Raw genomic sequence first — 22,871 nt, forward strand, 5'->3', positions numbered from 1 at the left:
TGAACTTTCACTCACTCTCTCCAGCCAAGTCCTACATAACCTTCTCCGCACGCTCGCACACCCTGTCAGCCCATTTTTATGTGCAGGTGTGTGGACCATGTCGCCCTCGAAAAAAGACCGAGCGAACGCCCTGAATGCGGCCGCTCAATCCTCTTTCAAACAAAATACTATCGCCCTCTGTGTGCTTGGGTGCCTGTCGGGTATGCCCGTTGAAGCCGCAAGCTATGCCGAACAGGGCCGACTGCACGATGCGGCCAGCTGGCGCAGTGACGAGTTCAAGAGTAACTGGGGGTTGGGCGCGGTCGGGGCGGACTACGCTTATGCACGGGGTTTGAGTGGCGCAGGGGTACGATTAGGGGTTTACGATACTGGAACAGACCTGCGCCATAGCGAGTTTGCGGGGAAGCCAGCCATCGGCGTGCTTATGGCTGACACCGGCTGCATGAGTGGGACCGTACTGGAGAACGGCTGCTTCTATACCGAAGGTGACCGCGCCTCGGTCACCGTTATCGACGCATTGCCACCTGAAGCATTGCCCGGCCTTGAAGAGTCCATTGCCGAGGGCACGCTTACCCGTGAGCAACTTGATGACTATCTCAGAGCGGTAGGTTCTAAATACGACGCGCACGGCACTCACGTTGCCGGCATAGCGCTCGCCAATCGTGATGGCTCTGGAGTGCAGGGCGTGGCTTACGCTGCCAACGTGAGTGCAGTGCGCAAGTACGGTAATACCTACCTGGGAGGCCCACTTGCCTTAAGAGATATTACGCGCGCGCCCCTTCCGACTGTTGCAGCGGTAAACGTCGCCTATGCCCAGTTGCACAGTCAAAATGTGCGTGTCGTCAATAATAGTTGGGGCAGCGCATTTTCGCCTGCGAATGAAACAGAGCTGAACCTGGCATTAAGCGAAACCGGAACCTCCATTTATTCAGAACTCAAGGCCATCGCAGACAACGCTATCAAGTATGGGATCCTGCAAGTATGGTCAGCGGGCAACGTCACCACAGCCAACGAATCACCTCAAAAAGCGCCAAACTCCGGGCTTCATCCCAACCTGCCACGTGCCATTGCAGAGCTGGAGCCTTATTGGTTGACCGTCGTCAACTTAACTAAAGAGCTCACCTTGAGCGATTATTCCAGGCGCTGCGGCTTCAGCAAAGACTGGTGCCTGGCCGCGCCCGGAACAGATATCAACTCGTCCTGGGTCGCAGGTTCAATACAAACCGAAAACCACTTCGACCAGGACGATGGTGTCGATGGCTTCGCAGTGACCGGTGATAACCCCGAACTAGGCTATATGCTAAATTCTGGCACCTCCATGGCCGCGCCCCACGTCACCGGCGGCTTGGCACTGCTGATAGAACGTTTCCCCTACCTCGACAACCCGCAAATCCGCGACATATTGCTCACCACCGCCACCGACCTCGGCGAGCCGGGCGTGGACGACGTTTACGGCTGGGGCTTGATGAACCTGAAAAAAGCCATCGATGGCCCCGGCCAATTGCGCGTCGATACCAACGTCAATATGGATCGCCCCGCTGGCGGCGCGATTGTCTGGCAAGGCGGCGCCTGGGACGATTGGCGCAACGATATCAGTGGCCCCGGCCGCCTGGAAAAAACCGGCATCGGTTGGCTGCGCCTGAGCGGCAATAACAGCTTCGCCGGCGCCACCGTCAAGCAGGGCATTCTGGAACTGGATGGCGTCAACAACCTCAAGGGCGACGTAAAACTCGACGGCGGCGTCCTGCGCCTGAACGGCAGCTTGGCCGTCGAAGGCGACTACCAGCAAGCGTCCGGCGCAACCTTGATGACCGGCCTGGTGCCCCAGGCAGCCCCGGCAAAACTGCAAGTCAGCCAGCAAGCCTCAATCAACGGCGGCACGCTGTACCTGAGCGCGCAACCCAACAGCTACCCTTTGGGCCAGCGCTACAGCATCCTGCAGGCCAAAGGTGCGTTGAGCGGCGAGTTTGCTTCGATCGACCACCGTGAGTTCTCACCCTTCCTCAGCGTTTCCCAGGTCAAACAAGGCAACAACTTACTGGTGGAGTTCGGCCGTGGTCGGTCACTGGCGTCGGCGGCGGGCACTGCCAACCAGCGCGCCGTCGCCCGCGCTGCGGATGCTGAGACTCAGCCTTCGCCGCTGCTGCAGCGCCTGACCGCACTGTTTCCCGAGCAGGCACCTTCGGCCCTGGACCAACTGAGCGGCGAACTGCATGCCAGCACCCAAGCGGTGCTGATCGAGAACAGCCGCGTGTTGCGTCAAGCCGCACTCGACCGTCAGCGCCTGGCGCAAGACGGCCGGACCATCGGGCTCGATGCAAAAAACCAAGGCGTCTGGGTGCAACTGCCGCGGCAATCCGGCCAACTCGCAGGCGACACCGGCACCTCGCGCACCGCCCACAGCAGCACGGGCCTACTGCTTGGGTTTGATCACACACTGGAACAAGGCACTCGCGTGGGCGTGGTGGCCGGCAGCAGTCAAATCGAGGTGAAGGCCGGTGCACGCGGCAAGGCGAGTGTCGACACCTACCAGTTGGGCCTGCATGTTGGCCACACTTGGGACGCTTTTGGCCTGTATGGCGGCATTGCCTACGCGCAACATGAGATCCAGACCAAACGTCGCGTCAGTTTCCCTGGGGTAGAAAACCACCTGTCCGCCAAGTACGCCAGTCGTAGCGTGCAGACATTTGCCGAGGCCAACTATAAGTTCAGCCATGACTTCTGGGATTGGCAGCCGTACCTGCAACTGACCAATGTGCAACAGCGCAGCGAAGGCTACACCGAGCGGGGCGGCATCACGGCACTGCGCGGCAAACGTTCGAAAGAAAGCGTGAACCTGGCCACCGGCGGTGTGCGGGTGAACCTCGACCTGGGCAAGGCGCAGATCGGCCCGTCGTGGTTGAGTGTGCGCGGCGGCCTGGCTTACACCCGTGCCAGCGGTGACCTGCAACCTTCTACCCAGGCTGCCTGGGACGGCGGGCGAGTCATGAGTGTCAGCGGCGCGCCGCTGGATCGACTCAGCACCCGGCTGGAACTGGGCGCCACCGCGCGCCTGACGCCTAACAGTGCGATCGACCTGGGCTTTGCCCAGCAGCGTGGTGAGCGCACGCGAGACCAAAGCATCACCGCGCAATATTCACTGCAGTTTTAAGCAGCAGGCGGGGGTGTCCTACCCCCGCCGATCCAGCAGGTTGACCACCAACCGATCAATCCAGCCCCACACCCGCTGCTTCACCCGCCGCCACAGTGGCCGCGCCTTCCAGGCCGCCAGGCTCACCGCCTGGCTCTTGGCAAAATCACCCTCGAAACTGCCCACCACCGCTGCCGTCAATTCTGGGTCGAGCGCTTCCAGGTTGGCCTCCAGGTTGAAGCGCAAATTCCAGTGGTCGAAATTGCACGAGCCAACGCTCACCCAGTCGTCCACCAGCACCATTTTCAGGTGCAAAAAACACGGCTGGTATTCAAAGATCTGCACGCCTGCGCGCAACAACCGTGGGTAATACCGGTGCCCGGCGTAGCGCACTGAAGGGTGATCGGTGCGCGGGCCGGTCAGCAATAAACGCACATCCACGCCACGCCCGGCTGCGCGGCGCAACGCACGGCGCACGCTCCAGGTCGGTAGAAAATACGGGGTGGCCAGCCAGATGCGCGTCTTGCTGCTGTTCAGCGCGCGGATCAGCGACTGCAAAATATCGCGGTGCTGACGAGCATCGGCATACGCCACGCGCCCCAGGCCAGGCCCGGTGGCCGGCACCTTGGGCAAGCGCGGCAAACCGAAATGGGTGGCGGGTTTCCACTCACGGCGCGCCGCGTTGGCATGCCATTGGCGGTCGAACAACGCCTGCCAGTCCAGCACCAACGGGCCGCTGATCTGCACCATCACTTCATGCCAGTCGGCGGTGTCTTGCCCTGGCGTCCAGAACTCATCGGTAACGCCCGTGCCGCCGACCACCGCGATGCCCTGATCGATCAGTAACAGTTTGCGATGGTCGCGGTACAGGTTACGCATCCAACGGCGCCAGCTCAGGCGATTGTAGAAGCGCAGTTGCACGCCCGCGTCGGTGAGGCGCTTACGCAGGCCCAGCGTGAAGGCCAGGCTGCCGTAATCATCAAACAGGCAGCGCACCTGCACGCCGCGCTCGGCGGCTTGCACCAACGCCTGCACCATGGCTTCAGCGCAAGCACCCGCCTCCACCAGGTACAACTCCAGATCGACCTGGCGCTCGGCCCGGGCAATACCCACCAGCATCTGCGGGAAGAAACTCGGGCCGTCGATCAGCAACTCGAAGCGGTTGGCGCTGCGCCATGGGAACACTGCGCCGCTCACGTCAGCGCGCCGTGAAAATCAGCACCGCACCGACCGGCACCGACAAACTGATCGACGCCAAGCCGGCCGCCTTGCGCAGTGCCGCCACACCCGGCACCAAATCGAAATCCTCGGCATGCAGCACCACAGGTTCCAGGGTCACCACCTGGAAGCGTCGATCATCCAGGCGTGTGGCGAGCAGTTCGGCGCTGTAGGTTTGGGTCTTGCCATGCAAAGTCACCGACAGTGGCAGGCGCAACTCAATTTGCGCGCCTGGGGCCAGGTCATTGATCGGTTGCAGATTAATCTGCGCGCTGATCAGCGCTTCGGGGAAGGCCTTGATCTGGAACAGGTCATTGCGCATGCGCTCATCGCGCAGCGGGATGCCGCTGTTGATCGACTCCATCTCGACCTCAAGCTGCGCCGCGCCTTTGCTGTCGACCTTGCCGTGCAACACCAGGAAACGATGCACCTCGGCAATCTCGGTGTTCTTGGTGGTGACGAACGACAGGCGCGAGGATTCGTTATCCAGGTACCAGTCGGCGTGGGCAGGCAAGGCGGCGCACGTCAACAGCGTGAAGGCCAGGGGTTTGAGATTGAACATAGAAACTCATGGGGCAAAAAACCTGCACGAACCTTAAGCGCAATCTCACAAGCGGCGCAAATCCAATGTGGGAGCTGGGTATCTGCACAATTTTTCAAGGCAGCCAAACCCCTGTGGCGAGCAGGCTTGCCCTGCGTTGGGCTGCGCAGCAGCCCCATGAGAGCATTGGAATTTTTACTGAAAAAACTCAGCGCTTGATTTTGGGGCTGCTTCGCAGCCCAACGCAGGGCAAGCCTGCTCGCCACAGGCAACAGTGAAGGTGGCTGACCTGCCGCTATCGCAGGCAAGCCAGCTCCCACAGGGTTCGGTGGTTGCCTTCAGATCAGCGCCCGCTGCACATCGCGTACCGTCGCTTCCAGGCTGGCCATGTGCAGGTTCAATACGCGCTCCACCGGCGCCTGATGCATCGGCCAGTGCAGCGCCATGCTGCCCACCAGCCGCCCATTGGCCTGCACCGGCAGGGCCACCGCGCGAATCAGAAACGGCAGGCGCACCGGGTATTCCCAATAGCCTTCAGTGCGCTGGCCAAACCCCTGGTGCTGGGTTTGCTCGCAGGTATGCACCTGCTCGTCCGCGGCCACATGATCGCGGCCCGCCAGACGCTGCACCTCCTCAACCGGCAATTGCGTCAGGCACGCCTTGCCCATCGCCGAGTGAAACAGGCTGGCGTGCTGGCCGACGATCTGGCAGTTGTTGGGGTACAGCTTGCGCAACACACTGGGGATCGCGCTTTCCATGACTTCCAGGCGCTCACCATCAAAGCAGGATAAATCCACCACCAGCCCGGTGCGCTCGCTGAGTTCCAGCAGCCAGGGCGCGGCGCTTTCCACCACCTGGCGCTTGAAACGTTGCTGGGTGTCGCCGAACAAGCGCTGGGCGCGCAGGCGGTAACGACGGTCGCTGAGGCCGCGATAGACCCACCCCTGTTCCTGCAAGGTCAGCAACATGCGCGACACCGTCGCCTTGGGCAGTCGTGTGAGGTAGTGCAACTCCTCCAACCCCAAGGCCTGGTGTTCGCCGAGCAGTTCGACGATGGCGAGTGCGCGCTCAACCGACCGTACCGTGCCTGTCTCCATGTTCGATCTCCCTGTTGCCGGTGGATGATCATTTTTCACAGCAAGATACAGGCCCGATCGCAGGTCAACTCATCGATTCAAGGCACGCAGGCGGGCGGCGTTGTACCCATTGCGTCAGCTGTTCATGAGCATAGGCCAGCTGCAAGACAGCCCGGTCCGCCTGGGCCGGGCCGATGATCTGCAAGCCCATGGGCAAGCCTTGAGGATTGAACCCCACCGGAATGCTCATGCTCGGCAAGCCTGCCAACGTAGGGCCAATCACCACTTCCATCCACCGGTGATAGGTGTCCATTTCACGCCCACCCACCCTGCGCGGCCACGCCTGTTGTGCATCAAAAGGGAACACTTGGGCGCTGGGCAACAGCAGAAAATCGTAACGTTCAAACAGCTTGGCCAAGGCGCGATACCACTCGCTGCGGTCCACCGACGCCTGGTACACCTGCTGCGCGCTCAGGCCCAGGCCGCCCTCCACTTCCCATTGCGCCTCAGGCTTGAGCAACGCGCGTTTTTGCGGGTTGGCGTAGGCCGCACCGAGGTTGCCGTGCACCAACCAGTGGCGATGCACCAACCAGCAGCGCCACAGGCGCGCCAGGGAAAATGCCGGCTGGCAGCTTTCCACCTCGCAGCCCAGCGCAGCGAAATCGCCAAGGGCCGACTCGCACAGGTTCATCACGCCGTCGTCCATCGGCAGGTAGCCGTTGTAATCCCCCAACCAGCCCAGGCGCGCGCCTTTAAAATCGCGCTGCAACGGCTGGCCGAACACCGACGGATCGTCCCTGGATGACAGCGGCACCCGCGGGTCGTAACCGGCCTGGATACTCAATAACTTCGCCACATCCGTGACGCTGCGGCCCATTGGGCCTTCGGTGCCCAGTTGCTGCACAAACAATTCCGGCACCGGCCCGTGGGGCACGCGCCCCTGCGAAGGGCGCAAACCAAACACATTATTGAACGCCGCCGGGTTGCGCAGCGAACCCATCATGTCGCTGCCATCGGCCACCGGCAGCATGCGCAACGCCAGCGCCACCGCCGCCCCGCCGCTGCTGCCTCCGGCCACCAAACGTGGGTCATAGGCATTGCCGGTGGTGCCGAACAGCGTGTTGTAGGTCTGCGAGCCGAGGCCGAATTCCGGCACATTGGTCTTGCCGATGATGATCGCGCCGCTGGCCCGTACGCGCGACACGCTGATCGCATCTTCGGTGGGCACATGCTCGGCGAACAGCGGCGAGCCCAAGGTGGTGCGCAAGCCCTTGGTGGCCGCCAAATCCTTGATCGCCTGAGGCATGCCGTGCATCCAGCCACGGGACTTGCCCTGATCCAGTTCGCGATCACAAGCGCGGGCTTCGGCCAGCACTTCATCGGCATCACGTAACGACACCAGCGCATTCACACTCGGGTTAAAACGCTGGATCTGCGCCAGGTAATCGCCCATCACGTCTTCACACGACACCTGCCGCGCATGGATCGCTTGCGACAGCTGCGTGGCATCCCAATCAACACGGCTCAAGGCTTCACCTCATTGGAAAAGGGCAGCGGTTTTTTCGCCCGTGGGGCTTCGTGCATGCAGTAAGTGCCCATCAACGTCAGCACGCAAGCGAACAGTACATAAAACGACGGCGCCACTGGCGTACCGAGTACTTTGGTCAGCCAGGTCACGATCAACGGTGCGAAACCGCCGAACACCATGACCGCGACGTTATAAGCCACCGACACACCCGTTGACCTCACCTCAATCGGAAACTGCTCGGCCAGGGCCGTCGGTGCCGGGCCGAAAAAGCCGCCGATGACCGTGCACAGCAGCACTTGCATCACCAGCAAGCGCTCGATGGACGGTGCCGCGGCCACCCACACATACAACGGGTAAACCATCACGAAAAACGCCAGGGTGAAGGCCATCAACACCGGCCGCCGCCCCAGCCGGTCCGAGAGCATGCCGGACAGCGGAATCACCACGGTCATCAGCGCCACTGCGAACATCTGCACCATCAGCACCTGGTCCAGCGGCAAACCGAGGCTCTTGTGCGCGAAGGTCGGCATATTCACCAGCACCACATAGAACGACACCGTCGCCCCACAGGCCAAGCCCATGGAGACAAGGATGCTGCGCCGATGCTCGCGCAGCACGCCCATCAAGCTCGGCGCCGGGCCGGTGGCCTGTTTGCGTGCCTGGATAAACTCTTCCGGGTCTTCCAGGTGCCGGCGAATCCACAAGCCCACCGGGCCGATCAGCAAGCCCAGCACAAACGGCACGCGCCAGCCCCACAGGTCGAGGGTTTGCGGCGAAAAGAAGTGCGTGACCAACGCCACCATCGCCGCCCCACCAAATACCGCCAGGCATTGCCCCACCAACTGCCAGGAGCCATACAAGCCCTTGCGATGGGCCGGCGCACTTTCCACCAGAAACGCCGTGGCACTCGCGTACTCACCGCCGGTGGCAAAGCCCTGGAGCATGCGCGCCACCACAATCAGCAGCGGCGCGCCCATGCCGATGGCGGCGTAATTGGGCGCGAAAGCGATCAGCGCGATAGACACGGTCATCAGCCGGATAATCAACTGCATCGCGGCTTTGCGGCCTTTGCGGTCGGCATAAATGCCGAGCAGGATGCCGCCCACCGGGCGCATGAAAAAGCCCACGCCGAAGGTGGCCAAGGCCATCAGCAGCGAGGCGTATTCATCCTGCGACGGAAAGAATTGCCGGGCGATGATGCTGGCCAGAAAGCCGTAAACGATAAAGTCATACCATTCCAGCGCATTGCCGATCACCGCCGCCACCACCTGGCGGGTGCGCGATACGCCTGTGTTTGAAGTCTGCATGAGGAACACTCCATTCAACCGATAAGGGCAAGGGTCCAGCGGCAGAAAAAAAGAGGTCGTCAGGCAGGCTTGAGCCAGCTCTCGGCCAGCGCGCCCCAGTAGGCGGCGCCGGTCAGCAGGATGTCGTCGTTGAAGTCATAGGCAGGGTTATGCACCATCGGCCGCGACACGCCGTTGCCGATAAACAGGTAACTGCCGGGGCAGCGTTGCAGCATCCAGGCGAAGTCTTCACTGCCCATCAGCGTGCGGGTGTTGCCGTCCACCGCGTCGGCGCCGAGCAAGGCCACGCCGACCTGGCGAGCGAACTCGGTTTCTTCGGCGTGGTTGACCAGCACCGGGTAGGCCGGGCGGTGTTCGACCTGCACCGTGCAGCCGAAGCTCGCGGCCTGGGTCTGGATGATCGCGTTGACCCGTTCGAGCATCTGCTCGCGCACCTTGGGGTTCAGCGCGCGCAGGCTCAGGCGCAACAGCGCTTGCTGAGGAATCACGTTGGCGGCCTGCCCCGCTTGCAGCGCACCGACCGTGACCACGGCGGCTTCCTGGGTGTCGATATTGCGCGCCACCACCGTTTGCAACGCCATGACCATACTCGCGGCGGCCACCAGCGGATCCACCGTCAGATGCGGCATGGAACCGTGGCCACCGACGCCTTCCAGCGTCACCGTGAGCAAGTCCTGCGAGGCCATCATCGGCCCGACCCGCAGGCCCAGATGCCCAGCCGGCAAGCCCGGCATATTGTGCATGCCGAACAGGCCGTCACACGGAAAGCGCTCGAGCAAACCATCGGCCAGCATCGCCTCGGCGCCGCCCTGGCCTTCTTCGGCGGGTTGGAAAATCAGGTTCAAGGTGCCGTCAAATTGCCGCGTCGCCGCCAGGTAACGCGCGGCACCGAGCAGCATGGTGGTGTGGCCGTCATGCCCGCAAGCATGCATGCAGCCAGCGTGCTGGCTGGTGTAGGCCGCGCCGGTGTTTTCGATAATGGGCAAGGCGTCCATGTCGGCGCGAATCCCCAGCGTGCGCGAGCTGCTGCCATTGAGCAGCACGCCGACCACACCGGTTTTGCCGATGCCGGTGTGCACCTCGTAGCCCCATTCCTTCAAGGATTGCGCAATGAGCGCGCTGGTGCGGTTTTCTTCAAAGCCGAGTTCGGGATGGGCGTGGATATCGTGGCGCACAGCGTGCAAGTCGCTGGCGACGTCGCTGAGCCAATCCATAATGTGCTGGTGTGGGCGCATGGTGATTCTCCTCACAGGCGGGTGGTCCCGTTCTTGTTGGCTGCACATCGACAGCTAAGCGCGATGTGGGCGCGAGGACAATCAAAGGTGGTTCCACTGGGTGGAACCTAAGGCCGACACCTAATAACCCTGTGGCGAGCAAGCTTGCTTGCGCCGGGGTGCGAAGCGCGCCCAAAAAGCCGGTGACTGCTGCGCAGTCAAACGGAAGCTAACGCCGTTAACTCAACAGATATTGCGACCGCCCAACCCTACTCGCAGCCAGGAAATAACAGTTCCTAATTAAACCTTAACTTATGTAACAAGATATACACCCAAGCATAATGTTTATTGTTTAAAAAAACCAAACGCACTTACAGTTCTTAACCACACGCCCTCTACCAATTAACCAATACCCAAAACGCAAAACTTCACAAAACCTAAAAACAAAAACCAATTCAGACAAAAAGACAAACACGCATTGAGCCTAATATAAGGATATAGACAATGAACACGTCAAAAAACGCTTCCATCGTTATGGCGAAGACCTCTCCTGACAGTTCAGGCGCTTTACTAAACAGTTTGTCCAGGACGAACCGACGGCCTGCAAATACGATGCTCAGGCGACAAAACACCATGCCGGCAAATATGAAAAAAGGGGCTTCGCTATGAGCGATCGTATTACGATCTATCTCGGCCTGACCGAAATCAGAGCTTATGAGCCAACGGTCTTTGGCTCTGGCCCAGTGGGCGGCGGTGGCTACGGTGATGATTTTGGTAACAGCACCATAGGAAGAAAGGTCGCAGCGAATGCCCGCAAAGAAGTCAGTGAAAACTACAAAGTACCGATCAATAACGCAGTCGCGGCGCAAGAAGCTGATTACGCAGCTAAACGTCAATTGATACCGGAGGAAATTCAAAGAAAAATTGAAGAAGACAAGCTCAAAAGTGATGTAAAAGCAGACGACCGTGTCGCTAACCTGTGGAGTGAAATCGGGTCTATGGACACGATTATTTCACAAACAGCTCTGGAGACCATTTCACTTCAAGCAGTAGCAAACAGTTTTTATAAACGTGACTTTTTCGACCAGCCCATCAATGCGTTTATTACAGAAGCTGCCGCGCGATTGGCGTACCGTATCGCCGACTCCAAAAAAAGCTTTGAAGATTGGCAAAAATCGCTTAAGGCAGCTTATGAGATCAAACGGCTTAATGATTTAGCTGAACTGGCGAACAAACAAAAAGCGTGGTCGAAATTGCAAGCTGAAGAAGCACGCATTAACGCAGAAGCAGCTACAAAGCTTGCTAACATAGACGACGCCATAAAATTCACCATTGCCTTTAGTGGCGAAGTGGCTAGAAAATTCGGCGATAACGCATCAAAGCTCGCAGTTGAGTTAGCAGAAAGCGCGAAAGGTAACAAGATCCGTAGTGCAGATGAAGCTTTTAATGCTTTCGACAAGTACAAAGATGCTCTGGATAAAAAATTCAGCGCCAAGGACAGAGCCGCAGCAGCAAAATACATAGACTCAATGGACTTTGAGGCTATCGGTAGGGCTTCAGCTAAATTCAGCAAAGGTTTTGGATATGCTGGGTACGCGATAGACTTTAAAGATGCTTATATTGAATTTAAAAAAGCTAGCAAAACAGATAACTGGAAGCCTTTTTTTGTAAAGGTCGAAGCGATTGCTCTTGGCATTTCAGCAACAGCATTGGTTAGCGCCATGTTTGGATTCATCGCGGTCACTCCGCTAGGGATACTGGCATTTGCTTTGCTGATCGCTGCAACCAGTGTATTAATTAATGACGCAAGCGTAGAAAGCCTGAACAATTTCATCATACAATTATAACGCTGGGCCGCCTACATGGCGGCCTTTTTTTTAACGTACAAGTTTATTAAAAAAAGCAAACCAATGGGAATCGCAAATGCAAAATAAAACCCATACACCAGTGCATAACCACCATTTGCCGCGCCAGTCAATACTGGCCCCGAACTCAAAAAACCCTTGCGAATATAACGAAAAACTATATTTTCTACTGCGCGCTTTGCAAAGGGAAACAATAGTGCATTTACGCCTGCGACAATAAAAACCACCGCAGCATTATCGTCCGACCTGGAATAAAACGCACAGATGAAAAACATAAACAAACCAAATATTAGGTTTTTAAAATAATATTTATTTTCCATACTTACCAACCTTTACCGACTATATGGGTGAGAGCCAGACGCATCCTTTATGCTTGAGGCTGACCTACAGAGCACTCCGACCGTCTTCGAGATTACTACATGACGATGGCATTCACTCCATCCACAGTACTTGGGCCAGCACGTCTGTTTTGTGCTGAAAATACCCTGCACGCCCCCGCAGAATCCGTACTGTGCGCCCTGCAGCTTGCATGCAAGGACGTCCGAATGGGTCAATCATGCAACATTAAGTTGCTAAAAAGCGCTCGATGACCGCGTGATAAAGACTCGAAAACAGTGAAACATAAGGTAAACAACTTTATTGCGCAGGGGTGCGAAGGCCCCAAAACGCGAGGCCCAACAACTAGAGGTTCCGTCCTCAGAAAACAGAGGCCGCGCGAACAGGCACTATTTTTTCAGCCACAACCACAGCAAATAGAACGCGCCAAGCGGAATGGCAAAAACGAAATAAAACATCCACAGCAGTACGTGACCGCCATAAGATGCGGCGGCCCGAAGGGGATGTGTCGCCCAAAATTCTTTCCCAGTAAAACGAAAGACAACGTTTTCGACTGCACGCCTGGCCAGCGGGAACAGCAGCGCATTAACCCCGCAGATCAAGATAATGATCACGGCCTTATCGCTGGATTTAAAAACGGAGACGCTCATGCAGAAAATAAACAGCGCAATAACGAAGCTTTTTAAATAATAGTTTTTCTCCAGGCCCATTCGCGTTCTTATCATCCTGAAGTATTTTTCGGCCTTGCGCCCCAGCGTCATAAGTCTCCTTTTATGCCTGTTAACGGCCGACGTGTGTGGGGTCGGCCGCGGGCAAGGTTACTACAGGGGCGCGCGCTGGAAACACAGCACCCGGCAAGTTTCAAGGCAACAACCGACACTTCTGCCGCTGCGCATAACCCTGTGGCGAGCAAGCTTGCTTGCGCTGGGGTGCGAAGCGCCCCCAAAAAGCCGGTGACTGCTGCGCAGTCAAACGGGACGGTACGGCGATCCGACAAGCGCCCTCGCCACACAACGCAGATTGCGGACAGCTATTGGCCACCGGTTGCGACGGCGCGTGCATAGGGTTAACCTCGCCTCCGTCGCTGCTCATGAGTGACCGGGCTTGGAATCCCGAGAAAAGAAGCTCTTTTTGGTTATACCAAAGGAGCAAGCATATGCCGTACGAAATACCCTCAGCCGAAACCATCGGCGCCGCCACCTTCGCAGACTGCGGAGAAAACAAAAGCCACCTGAAACTCTTCCGCGTCAACGCCGGGGTTCCGCTCGTAGAAGCCCTCGAACACGCATCCCACGTGCTCTATTACGCAAAAATGCTCTCCCTTGAAGCCGCCATGGACCCCAAGGCGGAGAAGTTTGCATTCGCCTCGCATTACCTGGGGGAAATGGGCAAGGCGATCATCGATGACCTGTTGCTGGCCTTGCAGCCTGGCAGCCCAACCCCGCAGTAAGTCGTCCGCGCCCGGTGCAGTGCATCGGGCGCCTGTCTGGACTGCCTCATTTCCCAAGATCAGCACAAATCCAATGTGGGAGCTGGCTTGCCTGCGATGGCGGCCGGTCAGTCAACATCACTGTTGCCTGTGCCGCCGTCATCGCAGGCAAGCCAGCTCCCACAGAAAATCTTTGGTGCGTCAGGGGTTGAGGCGGCAGCCCTGGCGATCACCCAACCAGCGCGCTGTATGCGTGCGCCCCAAGCCGCTTGCCGTGACTTCACTGCGTTCCGGCGAGTCAGTGAACGCGCTGGTCGGCACATACTGCTTCACATACCCGAGGCAATACTCCGCCGGGTTGTTCTCCACATACCGGCACGAGCAATACTCCTTGGCCGTGTACGCCGCGATGATGTCGGGGAAGGCTTGCAGGTTGACGCGTTCGTGCCACACCCAGCCCGACAGGGCGAGCAACAGCAGCAAAAACACGCTGATAAACGGATGACGACGGATCATGGTTGCACCGCCGCCAGTACGCGCTTGAGCAGTTCGTTGTGGCGGTAAGTGCCGTCGCGGTCATCGCCGTAGCGCACGATCACCAGGTGTTCGTCGGGCAGCACATAGAGCGCCTGGCCCCAATGGCCGAGGGCGGCGAAGGTGTCGGCAGGCGCATCGGGCCAGGGTCTTGGCGCGCCTTGTACGTCGAGGTTGAGCCACCATTGCCCGCCGGGGACGGCGTCGTCCTGGCCGGCCTGGTATTTGTCGAATGGCTGGCGGTTGAAGGCAACCCACTCTTTAGGCAGCAGTTGTTGTTCCCCCCAACGACCGTCGCGCGCCATCAGCAGGCCGACGCGCGCTAAATCGCGAGCGGTGAGGTAGGCATAGGACGAGGCGACGAAGGTTTCATCGGCGTCGGTTTCCCAGGTGGCGTTGTGAATGCCCAGCGGCTTGAACAGCGCGTCCCACGGGTAACTCATATAGGCCTTGTGGCCGAGCATGCCTTTGAGGGCGGCGGACAAAATATTGCTGTCGCCACTGGAATAACGAAAGGCCTGGCCCGGTGCGGCGGTGGCCTCGGTGGCTGCGGCAAACTCGGCCATATCGCTGCGGCCACGGGTGTAGAGCATCGCCACCACCGAGGATTTCAGCGGGGCGTATTCGTAGTCTTCCTGCCAGTCCAGGCCCGAGGCCCAGTGCAGCAGGTCGGCCATGCTCACTTTGGGGTGTTGCTTCATTGGCGGGTAAAAACGCGCGGCCGGGTCAGTGAGTTTGAAGCGGTTTTCGCCGTAGGCCACGCCGAGCACAGTGGCCATCAGGCTTTTACTCACTGACCAGGTCAGGTGCGGCGTGCTGGCGGTGGTGGGCGCGTCGTAGCGCTCGTAAACGATCACGCCATCGCGGATCACCAGCAGCGCATCGGTGCGGATGCCTTTACGAGTGGCGTCGTCACGGGGTGGAAAAGCGTAGGCATTCAGTGCATCGACCGCCGGGCCTTCGAGCGGCGCGCCCTTGGCCCATTCCTTGTCCGGCCAGGTGTCGGCGTGGGCGGCAGCGGTGACTAACAGCAGGGCAACGCACAACAGGCCTCGGACCATGGACGCAAACTCAAGGGGGCTTTCAAGCCCGCGAGCCTAGCCCAGGCGCATGACAGATTTGCGACAGGAAGGCCTGTCATCCAAGCGTCACCATAACTTCATGGAGCTGACACCGAGCCTACATAGCCTGAGTTTGGACAAACAAGTCGACCGGCCGGTAAGTGGCCGGCACTCGGAGATTCGCCATGACTCAGATCGCCCGCATCAGCGACACCGGCAATGAACGCCGTCTGCAAGCCGAACGCCTGGTTGGCGCCAAGGCTTTGCAGGAAGCCCAGGCCCTGCGTTTCAACGTGTTCAGCGGCGAGTTCAACGCCAAGCTGAAAGGCGCGGAACAGGGTCTGGACATGGATGACTATGATGTTCACTGCAGCCACATCGGCGTGCGGGATTTGAACAGCGGTCGACTGGTGGCCACCACCCGTTTGCTCGACCACCAGGCCGCCAGCACCTTGGGCCGGTTCTACAGCGAAGAAGAATTCAGCCTGCACGGCTTGCTGCACTTGCAAGGCCCGATCCTGGAGATCGGCCGCACCTGCGTCGACCCGGCCTACCGCAACGGCGGCACCATCGCGGTGTTGTGGGGCGAATTGGCCGAAGTGCTCAACCAAGGCGGTTACAGCTACCTGATGGGTTGCGCGAGCATCCCGATGCACGACGGCGGCATCCAGGCTCACGCGATCATGCAGCGCCTGCGCGAACGCTACCTGTGCAACGAGCACCTGCGCGCCGAACCGAAAAAACCACTGCCGGCGCTGGACCTGCCGTCCAACGTCATCGCGGAAATGCCGCCGCTGCTCAAAGCCTATATGCGCCTGGGTGCGAAGATCTGCGGCGAGCCGTGCTGGGATGAAGACTTCCAGGTGGCCGACGTGTTCATCCTGCTCAAGCGCGATGAGTTGTGCCCGCGCTACGCCCGCCACTTCAAGGCGGCCATGTGATGAGCCGCCTGCGCGTGTACGGGCGCATTGCCCGGGTGCTGCTGGTGGTGGCGCTGGGGTTGAGCATGGCCAGTGTGTTTGGTGTGTTCGAACGCATGGGCATTGCCAACTCGATGGTGCGTCGCCAGCGTTGGTCGCGGTTTTTTATGGCACGGCTGACTAACGCCCTGCCCTTTCGCGTGACGGTACACGGTGAGCTGCCGACGCAGCCGATGCTGTGGGTAAGCAATCACGTGTCCTGGACCGACATTCCGCTGCTCGGCGCGGTGGCGCCGATGTCGTTTTTGTCCAAGGCCGAAGTGCGCACCTGGCCGGTGGCTGGATGGTTGGCGGCCAAGGCCGGCAGCTTGTTTATTCGCCGCGGCTCAGGCGACAGCCAGTTGATCCGCAAGCAGATGACTCGCCATCTTGAGCAACAGCATCCGCTGCTGATGTTCCCCGAAGGCACCACCACTGATGGGCGCAGCCTGCGTACGTTCCACGGGCGTTTGCTGGCCAGTGCGATTGATGCGGATGTGTCCCTGCAACCGGTAGCGATTCGTTATTTGCGTGATGGGCAGGTGGATGCGTTGGCACCTTTTATTGGCGATGACGATTTGCTCTCGCACTTGATGCGTCTGTTTAGTAATGACCAGGGTGATGTGGAGATTCATGTGCTCCAGCCGATTGCCTGTGCCGGGCAGGAACGTGCGGCGCTGGCGTATCAGGCGCAGCAGGCGGTGCAGAAAGCGTTGTTTGGGCCGTTGCCGGAAGTTGAGCAGGTGGCGGCTCGACCTGCATTTGCGGCCTGAGATGAACTGAACACCGGTTCAAATGTGGGAGCTGGCTTGCCTGCGATAGCGGTGGGTCAGCCACATCTCTTTCAACTGACAGACTGCTATCGCAGGCAAGCCAGCTCCCACATTTAGATCTCAGTTAGAGCTCAGTCATCAGTTGAGCTTGGGCAAACTTCTGCAACTCGGGATAGAACAACCGAAAATCTTCACTCAACGGCTCATACAAAACCCGCAACTCCTGCATCGCATGGCCCAGCTCCTGAGGCTGGGTGAGCCGCCGCGAAATCCCGCGCAGCACCTGCTCCATCACCGCGAACTCACGGTATGAGCCCAGCCAATCATCCGCTGCCATATACGGTGCAATCTGCGCCAGCCGCCCCGGCAACTGGGGCTCGGCGGCGAGTACGCGGTACACCTGCGACGTGAAGTGCTCCAGAGGCTGCTCGGCGTACAGCGCCCAATCCCGCGCCAGGCAGTGGTCGAAAAACACATCGAGGACAATCCCGGCGTAGCGCTTGCGGGTCAGGCTGAAGCGTGACAACGCCTCATCCACCAGCGGGTGGCTGTCGGTAAAGCGGTCGATCGAGCGATGCAGCTGAATCGCCGACTCGATTTGCGGGCTGAACTGGCCTTGCAGGCGGCCTTTTACAAAGTCGCCATACAGGCTGCCGAGCAATTGAGCAGGAAGTTGGCCGCCCAGGTGCAGATGTGCGAGATAATTCATGCCGCGCAGTCTACCACTGCCGACTACGTATCGTTATAACCCGATATACCGAAATAGCCTGATCTCAGATCAAAATCATATTGGTATATCGGGATAGACCGATTTAAAGTTCGCCTCATCGCGATATAACGCTGTACGAAACCGAGCAACCGCCATGTCCATCGACCTCGACGAAATAATAAAAGCCCTGGCACACCCAGTACGACGAGACATCCTCACCTGGCTGAAAGACCCGAAGGTGCAGTTCCCCGAGCAAGTACACAACCACGAATACGGGATCTGTGCCGGGCAGATCGACCAGCGCTGCGGCTTGTCGCAGTCGACCGTGTCGGCCCATTTGGCCACCTTGCAACGCGCCGGGTTAATCAGCAGCCAGAAGGCCGGGCAGTGGCATTTTTTCAAACGCAACGAGGCAACCATCCAGGCCTTCCTCGCGGCGCTCATCACCGAACTCAGTGCTGACGAAAACGCAGCGCTGTAACAAGGAAACGCCAATGCCCCTCTCGCTACTCATACTGGCCCTCAGCGCCTTCGCCATCGGCACTACCGAGTTCGTCATCATGGGCTTGCTGCCCGATGTGGCGGCGGACCTGGGCGTGTCGATCCCCGGCGCCGGCTGGCTGGTCACCGGCTACGCCCTGGGCGTGGCCATCGGCGCGCCGTTCATGGCACTGGCCACCGCCAAGCTGCCACGCAAGGCCGCCCTGGTAGCGTTGATGGGCATCTTTATCGTCGGCAACCTGCTCTGCGCCCTGGCCAGTGACTACAACGTGCTGATGTTTGCCCGTGTGGTCACCGCGCTGTGCCACGGTGCGTTCTTCGGGATCGGTTCGGTGGTAGCGGCCAACCTGGTGCCGGCCAACAAACGGGCTTCGGCCGTGGCCTTGATGTTCACCGGTTTGACCCTGGCCAACGTGCTCGGCGTGCCGCTGGGTACCGCACTGGGACAGGAAGCCGGCTGGCGCTCGACCTTTTGGGCGGTGACGGTGATTGGCGTAGTCGCCTTGATCGGTCTGATCCGCTTCCTGCCGGCCAAGCGTGACGAAGAAAAACTCGACATGCGCGCCGAACTGGCCGCGCTCAAGGGCGCCGGCATCTGGCTGTCGCTGACCATGACTGCGTTGTTCGCCGCGTCCATGTTCACCCTCTTTACTTACGTCGCACCGCTGCTCGGCGATGTCACCGGCGTGTCGCCCAAAGGCGTGACCTGGACCCTGCTGCTGATCGGCCTGGGGCTTACCGTCGGCAACATCATCGGCGGCAAGCTGGCGGACAAACGCCTGGCCGCCACCCTGATCGGCGTGTTCATCAGCATGGCAGTGGTCTCCACGGTGCTGACCTGGACCAGCGTCGCGGTGATCCCGACGGAAATCACCCTGTTCCTGTGGGCCACCGCTTCGTTCGCCGCCGTACCGGCGCTGCAAATCAACGTGGTGACCTTCGGCAAGGCCGCTCCAAACCTGGTGTCCACCTTGAATATCGGCGCCTTCAACATCGGCAACGCGCTCGGCGCCTGGGTCGGCGGCAGCGTGATTGCCCACGGTTTCGGCCTGACCAGCGTGCCTTTGGCCGCGGCGGCCCTGGCGATTCTGGCCCTGCTGGTGACCCTGATTACTTTCCGTCAGAGCGGCGATGCCGACCTGGCCCCTGCGACCAACTGATCAATCCACTTAAAGAGAAGGGTGTTTTCCCATGACGACTATTTTCGATCCGATCAAACTGGGCGACCTGCAATTGTCCAACCGCATCATCATGGCGCCGCTGACCCGCTGCCGCGCCGATGAAGGCCGCGTACCCAACGCGCTGATGGCCGAGTACTACGTGCAACGCGCTTCCGCCGGGCTGATCCTCAGCGAAGCCACCTCCGTGACGCCGCTGGGCGTTGGCTACCCGGACACACCGGGTATCTGGTCCAACGACCAGGTTCGCGGCTGGGCCAATGTAACCAAGGCTATACACGGCGCGGGCGGCAAGATTTTCCTGCAATTGTGGCACGTGGGCCGTATCTCCCATGAGTCGTACCTCAACGGCGAAACCCCGGTGGCACCGAGCGCCATCCAGCCTAAAGGCCACGTCAGCCTGGTTCGCCCGCTGGCCGACTACCCGACGCCACGCGCCCTGGAAACCGCTGAAATCGCCGACATCGTTGACGCTTATCGCGTCGGCGCTGAAAACGCCAAGGCCGCAGGCTTTGACGGCGTGGAGATCCATGGCGCCAACGGCTACCTGCTCGACCAGTTCCTGCAAAGCAGCACCAACCAGCGCACCGACAACTACGGTGGCTCCCTGGAAAACCGTGCTCGCCTGCTACTGGAAGTGACCGACGCCGCCATTGAAGTCTGGGGCGCCGGCCGTGTGGGTGTGCATTTGGCACCACGCGCCGACTCCCACGACATGGGCGACGACAATTTGGCGGAAACCTTCACCTACGTCGCCAGCGAGCTGGGCAAGCGTGGCATCGCCTTCATCTGCTCCCGTGAAAAAGAAGCCGGCGATAGCCTCGGTCCACAACTGAAAAAAGCCTTCGGTGGCCCGTACATCGCCAACGAGCGCTTCACCAAAGACAGCGCCAACGCCTGGCTGGCGGCCGGCAAGGCCGATGCAGTGGCCTTCGGCGTGCCGTTCATTGCCAACCCGGACCTGCCGGCGCGCCTGAAGGCCGATGCGCCGTTGAACGAACCGCACCCGGAAACCTTCTACGGCAAAGGCCCAGTGGGTTACATCGACTACCCCACGCTGGCGCTGTAATCGCCTGAAACGCAAAAAGCCCCGGCTGGCAACAACCGGGGCTTTATTACACCTGAAAAACGCCGCAGATCTACTGTGGGAGCAAGTTTATGTGGGAGCTGGCTTGCCTGCGATAGCATCGCTGCGGTGTAACTGACTCACCGAGGTGCCTGCATCGCAGGCAAGCCAGCTCCCACATTTGAGCGTTCCCACGCTCTGCGTGGGAACGATCGTATAAAGGCTGGGAAACATTCCTTCACAGCCTTGCAACAAAATCGCTACAAAATACTTAGGCGGCTACCTATCAACCGCCCGCCAGCCCGTATATAAAGTCACCCCACAAATCCTGCGAAGGGACGATTGACTGTCTCTGGACTTTACTGTTGACACAACTGGATGCAATTACGCATTTTGTCTTAATTGCGTAGGCTAGGGCTCAAGCGCAGCATGTCCAGCCCTGCGTCAACCCAGCGTTCGGCGTCCTGATGCAACTGGAAGCTGTCGGGGACTAGTAGCCATTGGCCAATCAGGCCGTGAATATAGGCATGAATGCACACCGCGCCACGCGTGGTGTCGAGGTTTTCCGGAAGTTGCCCGCGATGGACCGCGTTGCGCAGTGTCAGGCTGATACGCAGGTTGCACTCCAGGCTATGGGTCTGGCGTTGGCGCCGCATGTCGCACATTTCATCGGTGAACTCGCACTTATGAAACAGGATTTCGTTGATGCGCCGGGTTTTCGGGTCCAGGGCCACTTGATGATAAAGATGGATCAACAGCTTGCGCATACAGCCCAGCGGGTCGACTTCATCCTCGCTTTCACTGGCCCGGGCCAATTCGTCCAGGGGTTCGTGCAGCGTGTCGAGCAGTGCCTGGAGCAAATCGGACTTGTTACTGAAATGCCAATAGATAGCCCCGCGCGTCACCCCGGCCAACGCGGCGATGTCCGCCAGCGTGGTGCGGGCCACTCCGCGTTGATAAAAGGCTTGCTCGGCGGCGTCGAGAATCTGGCTGCGCGTTTCCTGAGCTTCCTCTTTGGTGCGACGAACCATGGCAGTAAAACCTCAATCAGGACACTGTGGATGGTGCTTGAGCATCATCTGAATAATTGTGGGACGACGTCGTCTTGGGCGCCGAACGTACTAAAATCGAGGCTTTGGCGGATGCTTTGTCAACAATCCGCGAAGCCTGTCAAGAGTTTACAAACAACCGTGAACGTAAGTATATTGCGTAGCAAGCTACTTATCCACTCACGGCTTGTTTTTTACCCTTCCACACTTCTTGTGCGCATTTTGCGCGCCTGACCCGAGGATCTTCATGCAACTTAAGCCAGCTGTTACCGCTCTGGTCACTGCCGTCGCCCTGGCATCGCTGCTCAGCGGATGTAAAAAGGAAGAAGCGGCTCCGCCCGCTCAAACCCCTCAGGTCGGCGTGGTCACTATTCAACCGCAAGCCTTTACCCTGACATCCGAGCTGCCAGGCCGCACCACTGCCTACCGCATCGCGGAAGTTCGTCCCCAGGTGAACGGCATCATTCTCAAGCGCCTGTTCAAGGAAGGCGGCGACGTGAAGGAAGGGCAACAGCTCTACCAGATCGACCCGTCGGTGTATGACGCCACCCTCAAAAGCGCTCAAGCGAAACTGACCCAGACCAAGTCCATCACCGACCGCTACAAGCAACTTGTCGATGAGCAAGCCGTCAGCCGTCAGGAATACGACACCGCCGTGGCCAACCGCATGACGGCTGAAGCCGACATGCAAACCGCCCAGATCAACGTGCGCTACACCAAAGTGTTCGCGCCGATCTCCGGGCGTATCGGTCGTTCTTCGGTCACCGAAGGCGCGCTGGTCAGCAATGGCCAGGCCGATGCCATGGCCGTGATTCAGCAACTGGACCCGATCTACGTCGACGTCACCCAGTCTTCGGCAGAAATGCTGAAACTGCGCCGCGACCTCGAAAGCGGCCAGCTGGAAAAAGCCGGCGACAACGCTGCCAAGGTCAAGCTGACCCTGGAAGACGGCACCGCCTACGCCCAGGACGGCAAGCTGGAGTTCTCCGAAGTGTCGGTGGACCAGACTACTGGCTCCGTGACCCTGCGCGCGGTGTTCCCCAACCCTGACCACACCCTGCTGCCGGGCATGTTCGTTCACGCCCAGCTGCAAGCCGGTGTGAACAGCAAGGCCATCCTGGCACCTCAGCAAGGCGTGACCCGTGACCTCAAGGGCATCCCGACTGCGCTGATCGTGAACAAGGACAACAAGGTCGAGCAGCGTCAACTGGTTGCCAACCGCACTGCCGGCGCCTACTGGCTGGTGGAAAAGGGCCTGGATGCCGGTGACCGCGTGATCACCGAAGGCCTGCAGTTCATCAAGCCGGGCATCGAAGTCAAGGTTAAAGACGCTGACAACGCCAAACCCGCCGGCACTGCCGCAGCGCCTGCTGCCGATGCTGGTAAAGGGGAGTAAT

General features: G+C 59.5%; 21 protein-coding genes. 9 read left to right on the forward strand and 12 right to left on the reverse strand.

The features are described 5' to 3' along the window. Nucleotides 1–202 precede the first annotated feature (202 nt). Nucleotides 203–3,151 carry a S8 family serine peptidase gene (locus ACQY47_RS07560; RefSeq protein WP_428556757.1) on the forward strand — a complete coding sequence of 983 codons (2,949 nt, stop codon included), beginning with the start codon at nt 203–205 and terminating at the stop codon, nt 3,149–3,151. Nucleotides 3,152–3,169: 18 nt separating this feature from the next. Here ACQY47_RS07560 and ACQY47_RS07565 read toward each other — a convergent pair whose 3' ends face one another. From ACQY47_RS07565 to ACQY47_RS07590, 6 genes are all read right to left on the reverse strand, one after another. Then, complete coding sequence (locus ACQY47_RS07565) at nt 3,170–4,327, reverse strand: phospholipase D-like domain-containing protein (RefSeq protein WP_099548607.1); 1,158 nt, start codon at nt 4,325–4,327, stop codon at nt 3,170–3,172. Nucleotide 4,328: 1 nt separating this feature from the next. Then, complete coding sequence (locus ACQY47_RS07570; RefSeq protein ID WP_017137264.1) at nt 4,329–4,910, reverse strand: YceI family protein; 582 nt, start codon at nt 4,908–4,910, stop codon at nt 4,329–4,331. Nucleotides 4,911–5,227: 317 nt separating this feature from the next. Continuing rightward, the gene (locus tag ACQY47_RS07575) at nt 5,228–5,986 is read right to left on the reverse strand and encodes an IclR family transcriptional regulator (protein ID WP_017137263.1); all 759 of its coding nucleotides are present in this window, start codon (nt 5,984–5,986) and stop codon (nt 5,228–5,230) included. Nucleotides 5,987–6,050: 64 nt separating this feature from the next. Further along, on the reverse strand, nt 6,051–7,493 hold the full coding sequence (locus ACQY47_RS07580) for an amidase (protein ID WP_428556759.1): 1,443 nt from the start codon (nt 7,491–7,493) through the stop codon (nt 6,051–6,053). Beyond that, nucleotides 7,490–8,800: a citrate-proton symporter gene (locus tag ACQY47_RS07585; RefSeq protein WP_017137261.1), complete on the reverse strand. Its 1,311-nt coding sequence runs from the start codon at nt 8,798–8,800 to the stop codon at nt 7,490–7,492. The genes ACQY47_RS07580 and ACQY47_RS07585 overlap by 4 nt, the downstream gene beginning before the upstream one ends. Nucleotides 8,801–8,859: 59 nt before the next feature. Next, nucleotides 8,860–10,035: a M20 aminoacylase family protein gene (locus ACQY47_RS07590; RefSeq protein WP_428556762.1), complete on the reverse strand. Its 1,176-nt coding sequence runs from the start codon at nt 10,033–10,035 to the stop codon at nt 8,860–8,862. Between the two features lie 644 nt (nt 10,036–10,679). On the opposite strand from ACQY47_RS07590, the gene ACQY47_RS07595 reads away from it, so the two are divergent. Next, a complete protein-coding gene (locus ACQY47_RS07595; protein WP_099485785.1) occupies nt 10,680–11,861 on the forward strand; it encodes a colicin-like pore-forming protein in 1,182 nt (393 codons plus the stop codon). Nucleotides 11,862–11,872: 11 nt separating this feature from the next. Here ACQY47_RS07595 and ACQY47_RS07600 read toward each other — a convergent pair whose 3' ends face one another. Then, nucleotides 11,873–12,199, reverse strand: coding sequence for a Cki family colicin immunity protein (locus ACQY47_RS07600; RefSeq protein WP_395600169.1), 327 nt, complete (start codon nt 12,197–12,199; stop codon nt 11,873–11,875). 405 nt (nt 12,200–12,604) lie between these two features. After that, entirely contained in the window at nt 12,605–12,976 is a 372-nt protein-coding gene (locus ACQY47_RS07605) for a colicin E1 family microcin immunity protein (RefSeq protein WP_428556765.1), read from the reverse strand. Between the two features lie 395 nt (nt 12,977–13,371). Between ACQY47_RS07605 and ACQY47_RS07610 the strand changes: the two genes are divergently transcribed. Further along, nucleotides 13,372–13,665 (forward strand): DUF3077 domain-containing protein, encoded by a 294-nt coding sequence (locus tag ACQY47_RS07610; RefSeq protein ID WP_099548603.1) that lies wholly within the window; start codon nt 13,372–13,374, stop codon nt 13,663–13,665. A gap of 180 nt (nt 13,666–13,845) precedes the next feature. Here ACQY47_RS07610 and ACQY47_RS07615 read toward each other — a convergent pair whose 3' ends face one another. Beyond that, the gene (locus tag ACQY47_RS07615; RefSeq protein WP_017137257.1) at nt 13,846–14,160 is read right to left on the reverse strand and encodes a hypothetical protein; all 315 of its coding nucleotides are present in this window, start codon (nt 14,158–14,160) and stop codon (nt 13,846–13,848) included. After that, entirely contained in the window at nt 14,157–15,239 is a 1,083-nt protein-coding gene (locus tag ACQY47_RS07620; protein ID WP_428556767.1) for a serine hydrolase domain-containing protein, read from the reverse strand. The genes ACQY47_RS07615 and ACQY47_RS07620 overlap by 4 nt, the downstream gene beginning before the upstream one ends. 185 nt (nt 15,240–15,424) lie before the next feature. On the opposite strand from ACQY47_RS07620, the gene olsB reads away from it, so the two are divergent. Together olsB and ACQY47_RS07630 are read left to right on the forward strand one after the other, a co-directional pair. Further along, nucleotides 15,425–16,180, forward strand: a complete 756-nt coding sequence (gene olsB / locus ACQY47_RS07625) for an L-ornithine N(alpha)-acyltransferase (protein WP_017137255.1) — start codon at nt 15,425–15,427, stop codon at nt 16,178–16,180. Next, nucleotides 16,180–16,971 carry a lysophospholipid acyltransferase family protein gene (locus ACQY47_RS07630; RefSeq protein WP_017137254.1) on the forward strand — a complete coding sequence of 264 codons (792 nt, stop codon included), beginning with the start codon at nt 16,180–16,182 and terminating at the stop codon, nt 16,969–16,971. Before olsB ends, ACQY47_RS07630 begins: the two co-directional genes overlap by 1 nt. Nucleotides 16,972–17,095: 124 nt before the next feature. Here the strand turns inward: ACQY47_RS07630 and ACQY47_RS07635 are convergent, their stop codons facing one another. Continuing rightward, nucleotides 17,096–17,680 (reverse strand): ACP phosphodiesterase, encoded by a 585-nt coding sequence (locus ACQY47_RS07635; RefSeq protein WP_428556770.1) that lies wholly within the window; start codon nt 17,678–17,680, stop codon nt 17,096–17,098. A 154-nt stretch (nt 17,681–17,834) separates the two neighbouring features. Here ACQY47_RS07635 and ACQY47_RS07640 point away from each other — a divergent pair, with 154 nt between their 5' ends. The 3 genes from ACQY47_RS07640 to ACQY47_RS07650 are packed head-to-tail and all read left to right on the forward strand — an operon-like array spanning nt 17,835 to nt 20,428. After that, nucleotides 17,835–18,161 (forward strand): ArsR/SmtB family transcription factor, encoded by a 327-nt coding sequence (locus tag ACQY47_RS07640; protein ID WP_017137252.1) that lies wholly within the window; start codon nt 17,835–17,837, stop codon nt 18,159–18,161. 13 nt (nt 18,162–18,174) lie between these two features. Next, nucleotides 18,175–19,341, forward strand: coding sequence for an MFS transporter (locus tag ACQY47_RS07645; RefSeq protein WP_017137251.1), 1,167 nt, complete (start codon nt 18,175–18,177; stop codon nt 19,339–19,341). A 31-nt stretch (nt 19,342–19,372) separates the two neighbouring features. Continuing rightward, a complete protein-coding gene (locus ACQY47_RS07650) occupies nt 19,373–20,428 on the forward strand; it encodes an alkene reductase (RefSeq protein ID WP_170040890.1) in 1,056 nt (351 codons plus the stop codon). A 395-nt stretch (nt 20,429–20,823) separates the two neighbouring features. Here the strand turns inward: ACQY47_RS07650 and ACQY47_RS07655 are convergent, their stop codons facing one another. Continuing rightward, nucleotides 20,824–21,456 (reverse strand): TetR family transcriptional regulator, encoded by a 633-nt coding sequence (locus tag ACQY47_RS07655; RefSeq protein WP_017137249.1) that lies wholly within the window; start codon nt 21,454–21,456, stop codon nt 20,824–20,826. 265 nt (nt 21,457–21,721) lie between these two features. Here ACQY47_RS07655 and ACQY47_RS07660 point away from each other — a divergent pair, with 265 nt between their 5' ends. Continuing rightward, nucleotides 21,722–22,870 carry an efflux RND transporter periplasmic adaptor subunit gene (locus ACQY47_RS07660; protein WP_428556773.1) on the forward strand — a complete coding sequence of 383 codons (1,149 nt, stop codon included), beginning with the start codon at nt 21,722–21,724 and terminating at the stop codon, nt 22,868–22,870. The last annotated feature ends 1 nt before the right edge of the window (nt 22,871 follow it).

The sequence above is a fragment of the Pseudomonas edaphica genome, assembly GCF_965277385.1.
Classification (GTDB): Bacteria; Pseudomonadota; Gammaproteobacteria; order Pseudomonadales; family Pseudomonadaceae; genus Aquipseudomonas; species Aquipseudomonas edaphica.

What these genes read in the sequence shown, in the direction of transcription:
- ACQY47_RS07560 (WP_428556757.1), top strand. Translation starts at nt 203, where the DNA reads ATGCCCGTTGAAGCCGCAAGCTATGCCGAACAGGGCCGACTGCACGAT.
- ACQY47_RS07570 (WP_017137264.1), bottom strand. Translation starts at nt 4,910, where the DNA reads ATGTTCAATCTCAAACCCCTGGCCTTCACGCTGTTGACGTGCGCCGCC.
- ACQY47_RS07575 (WP_017137263.1), bottom strand. Translation starts at nt 5,986, where the DNA reads ATGGAGACAGGCACGGTACGGTCGGTTGAGCGCGCACTCGCCATCGTC.
- ACQY47_RS07585 (WP_017137261.1), bottom strand. Translation starts at nt 8,800, where the DNA reads ATGCAGACTTCAAACACAGGCGTATCGCGCACCCGCCAGGTGGTGGCG.
- ACQY47_RS07590 (WP_428556762.1), bottom strand. Translation starts at nt 10,035, where the DNA reads ATGCGCCCACACCAGCACATTATGGATTGGCTCAGCGACGTCGCCAGC.
- ACQY47_RS07595 (WP_099485785.1), top strand. Translation starts at nt 10,680, where the DNA reads ATGAGCGATCGTATTACGATCTATCTCGGCCTGACCGAAATCAGAGCT.
- ACQY47_RS07600 (WP_395600169.1), bottom strand. Translation starts at nt 12,199, where the DNA reads ATGGAAAATAAATATTATTTTAAAAACCTAATATTTGGTTTGTTTATG.
- ACQY47_RS07605 (WP_428556765.1), bottom strand. Translation starts at nt 12,976, where the DNA reads ATGACGCTGGGGCGCAAGGCCGAAAAATACTTCAGGATGATAAGAACG.
- ACQY47_RS07610 (WP_099548603.1), top strand. Translation starts at nt 13,372, where the DNA reads ATGCCGTACGAAATACCCTCAGCCGAAACCATCGGCGCCGCCACCTTC.
- ACQY47_RS07615 (WP_017137257.1), bottom strand. Translation starts at nt 14,160, where the DNA reads ATGATCCGTCGTCATCCGTTTATCAGCGTGTTTTTGCTGCTGTTGCTC.
- ACQY47_RS07620 (WP_428556767.1), bottom strand. Translation starts at nt 15,239, where the DNA reads ATGGTCCGAGGCCTGTTGTGCGTTGCCCTGCTGTTAGTCACCGCTGCC.
- olsB (WP_017137255.1), top strand. Translation starts at nt 15,425, where the DNA reads ATGACTCAGATCGCCCGCATCAGCGACACCGGCAATGAACGCCGTCTG.
- ACQY47_RS07630 (WP_017137254.1), top strand. Translation starts at nt 16,180, where the DNA reads ATGAGCCGCCTGCGCGTGTACGGGCGCATTGCCCGGGTGCTGCTGGTG.
- ACQY47_RS07635 (WP_428556770.1), bottom strand. Translation starts at nt 17,680, where the DNA reads ATGAATTATCTCGCACATCTGCACCTGGGCGGCCAACTTCCTGCTCAA.
- ACQY47_RS07640 (WP_017137252.1), top strand. Translation starts at nt 17,835, where the DNA reads ATGTCCATCGACCTCGACGAAATAATAAAAGCCCTGGCACACCCAGTA.
- ACQY47_RS07645 (WP_017137251.1), top strand. Translation starts at nt 18,175, where the DNA reads ATGCCCCTCTCGCTACTCATACTGGCCCTCAGCGCCTTCGCCATCGGC.
- ACQY47_RS07650 (WP_170040890.1), top strand. Translation starts at nt 19,373, where the DNA reads ATGACGACTATTTTCGATCCGATCAAACTGGGCGACCTGCAATTGTCC.
- ACQY47_RS07655 (WP_017137249.1), bottom strand. Translation starts at nt 21,456, where the DNA reads ATGGTTCGTCGCACCAAAGAGGAAGCTCAGGAAACGCGCAGCCAGATT.
- ACQY47_RS07660 (WP_428556773.1), top strand. Translation starts at nt 21,722, where the DNA reads ATGCAACTTAAGCCAGCTGTTACCGCTCTGGTCACTGCCGTCGCCCTG.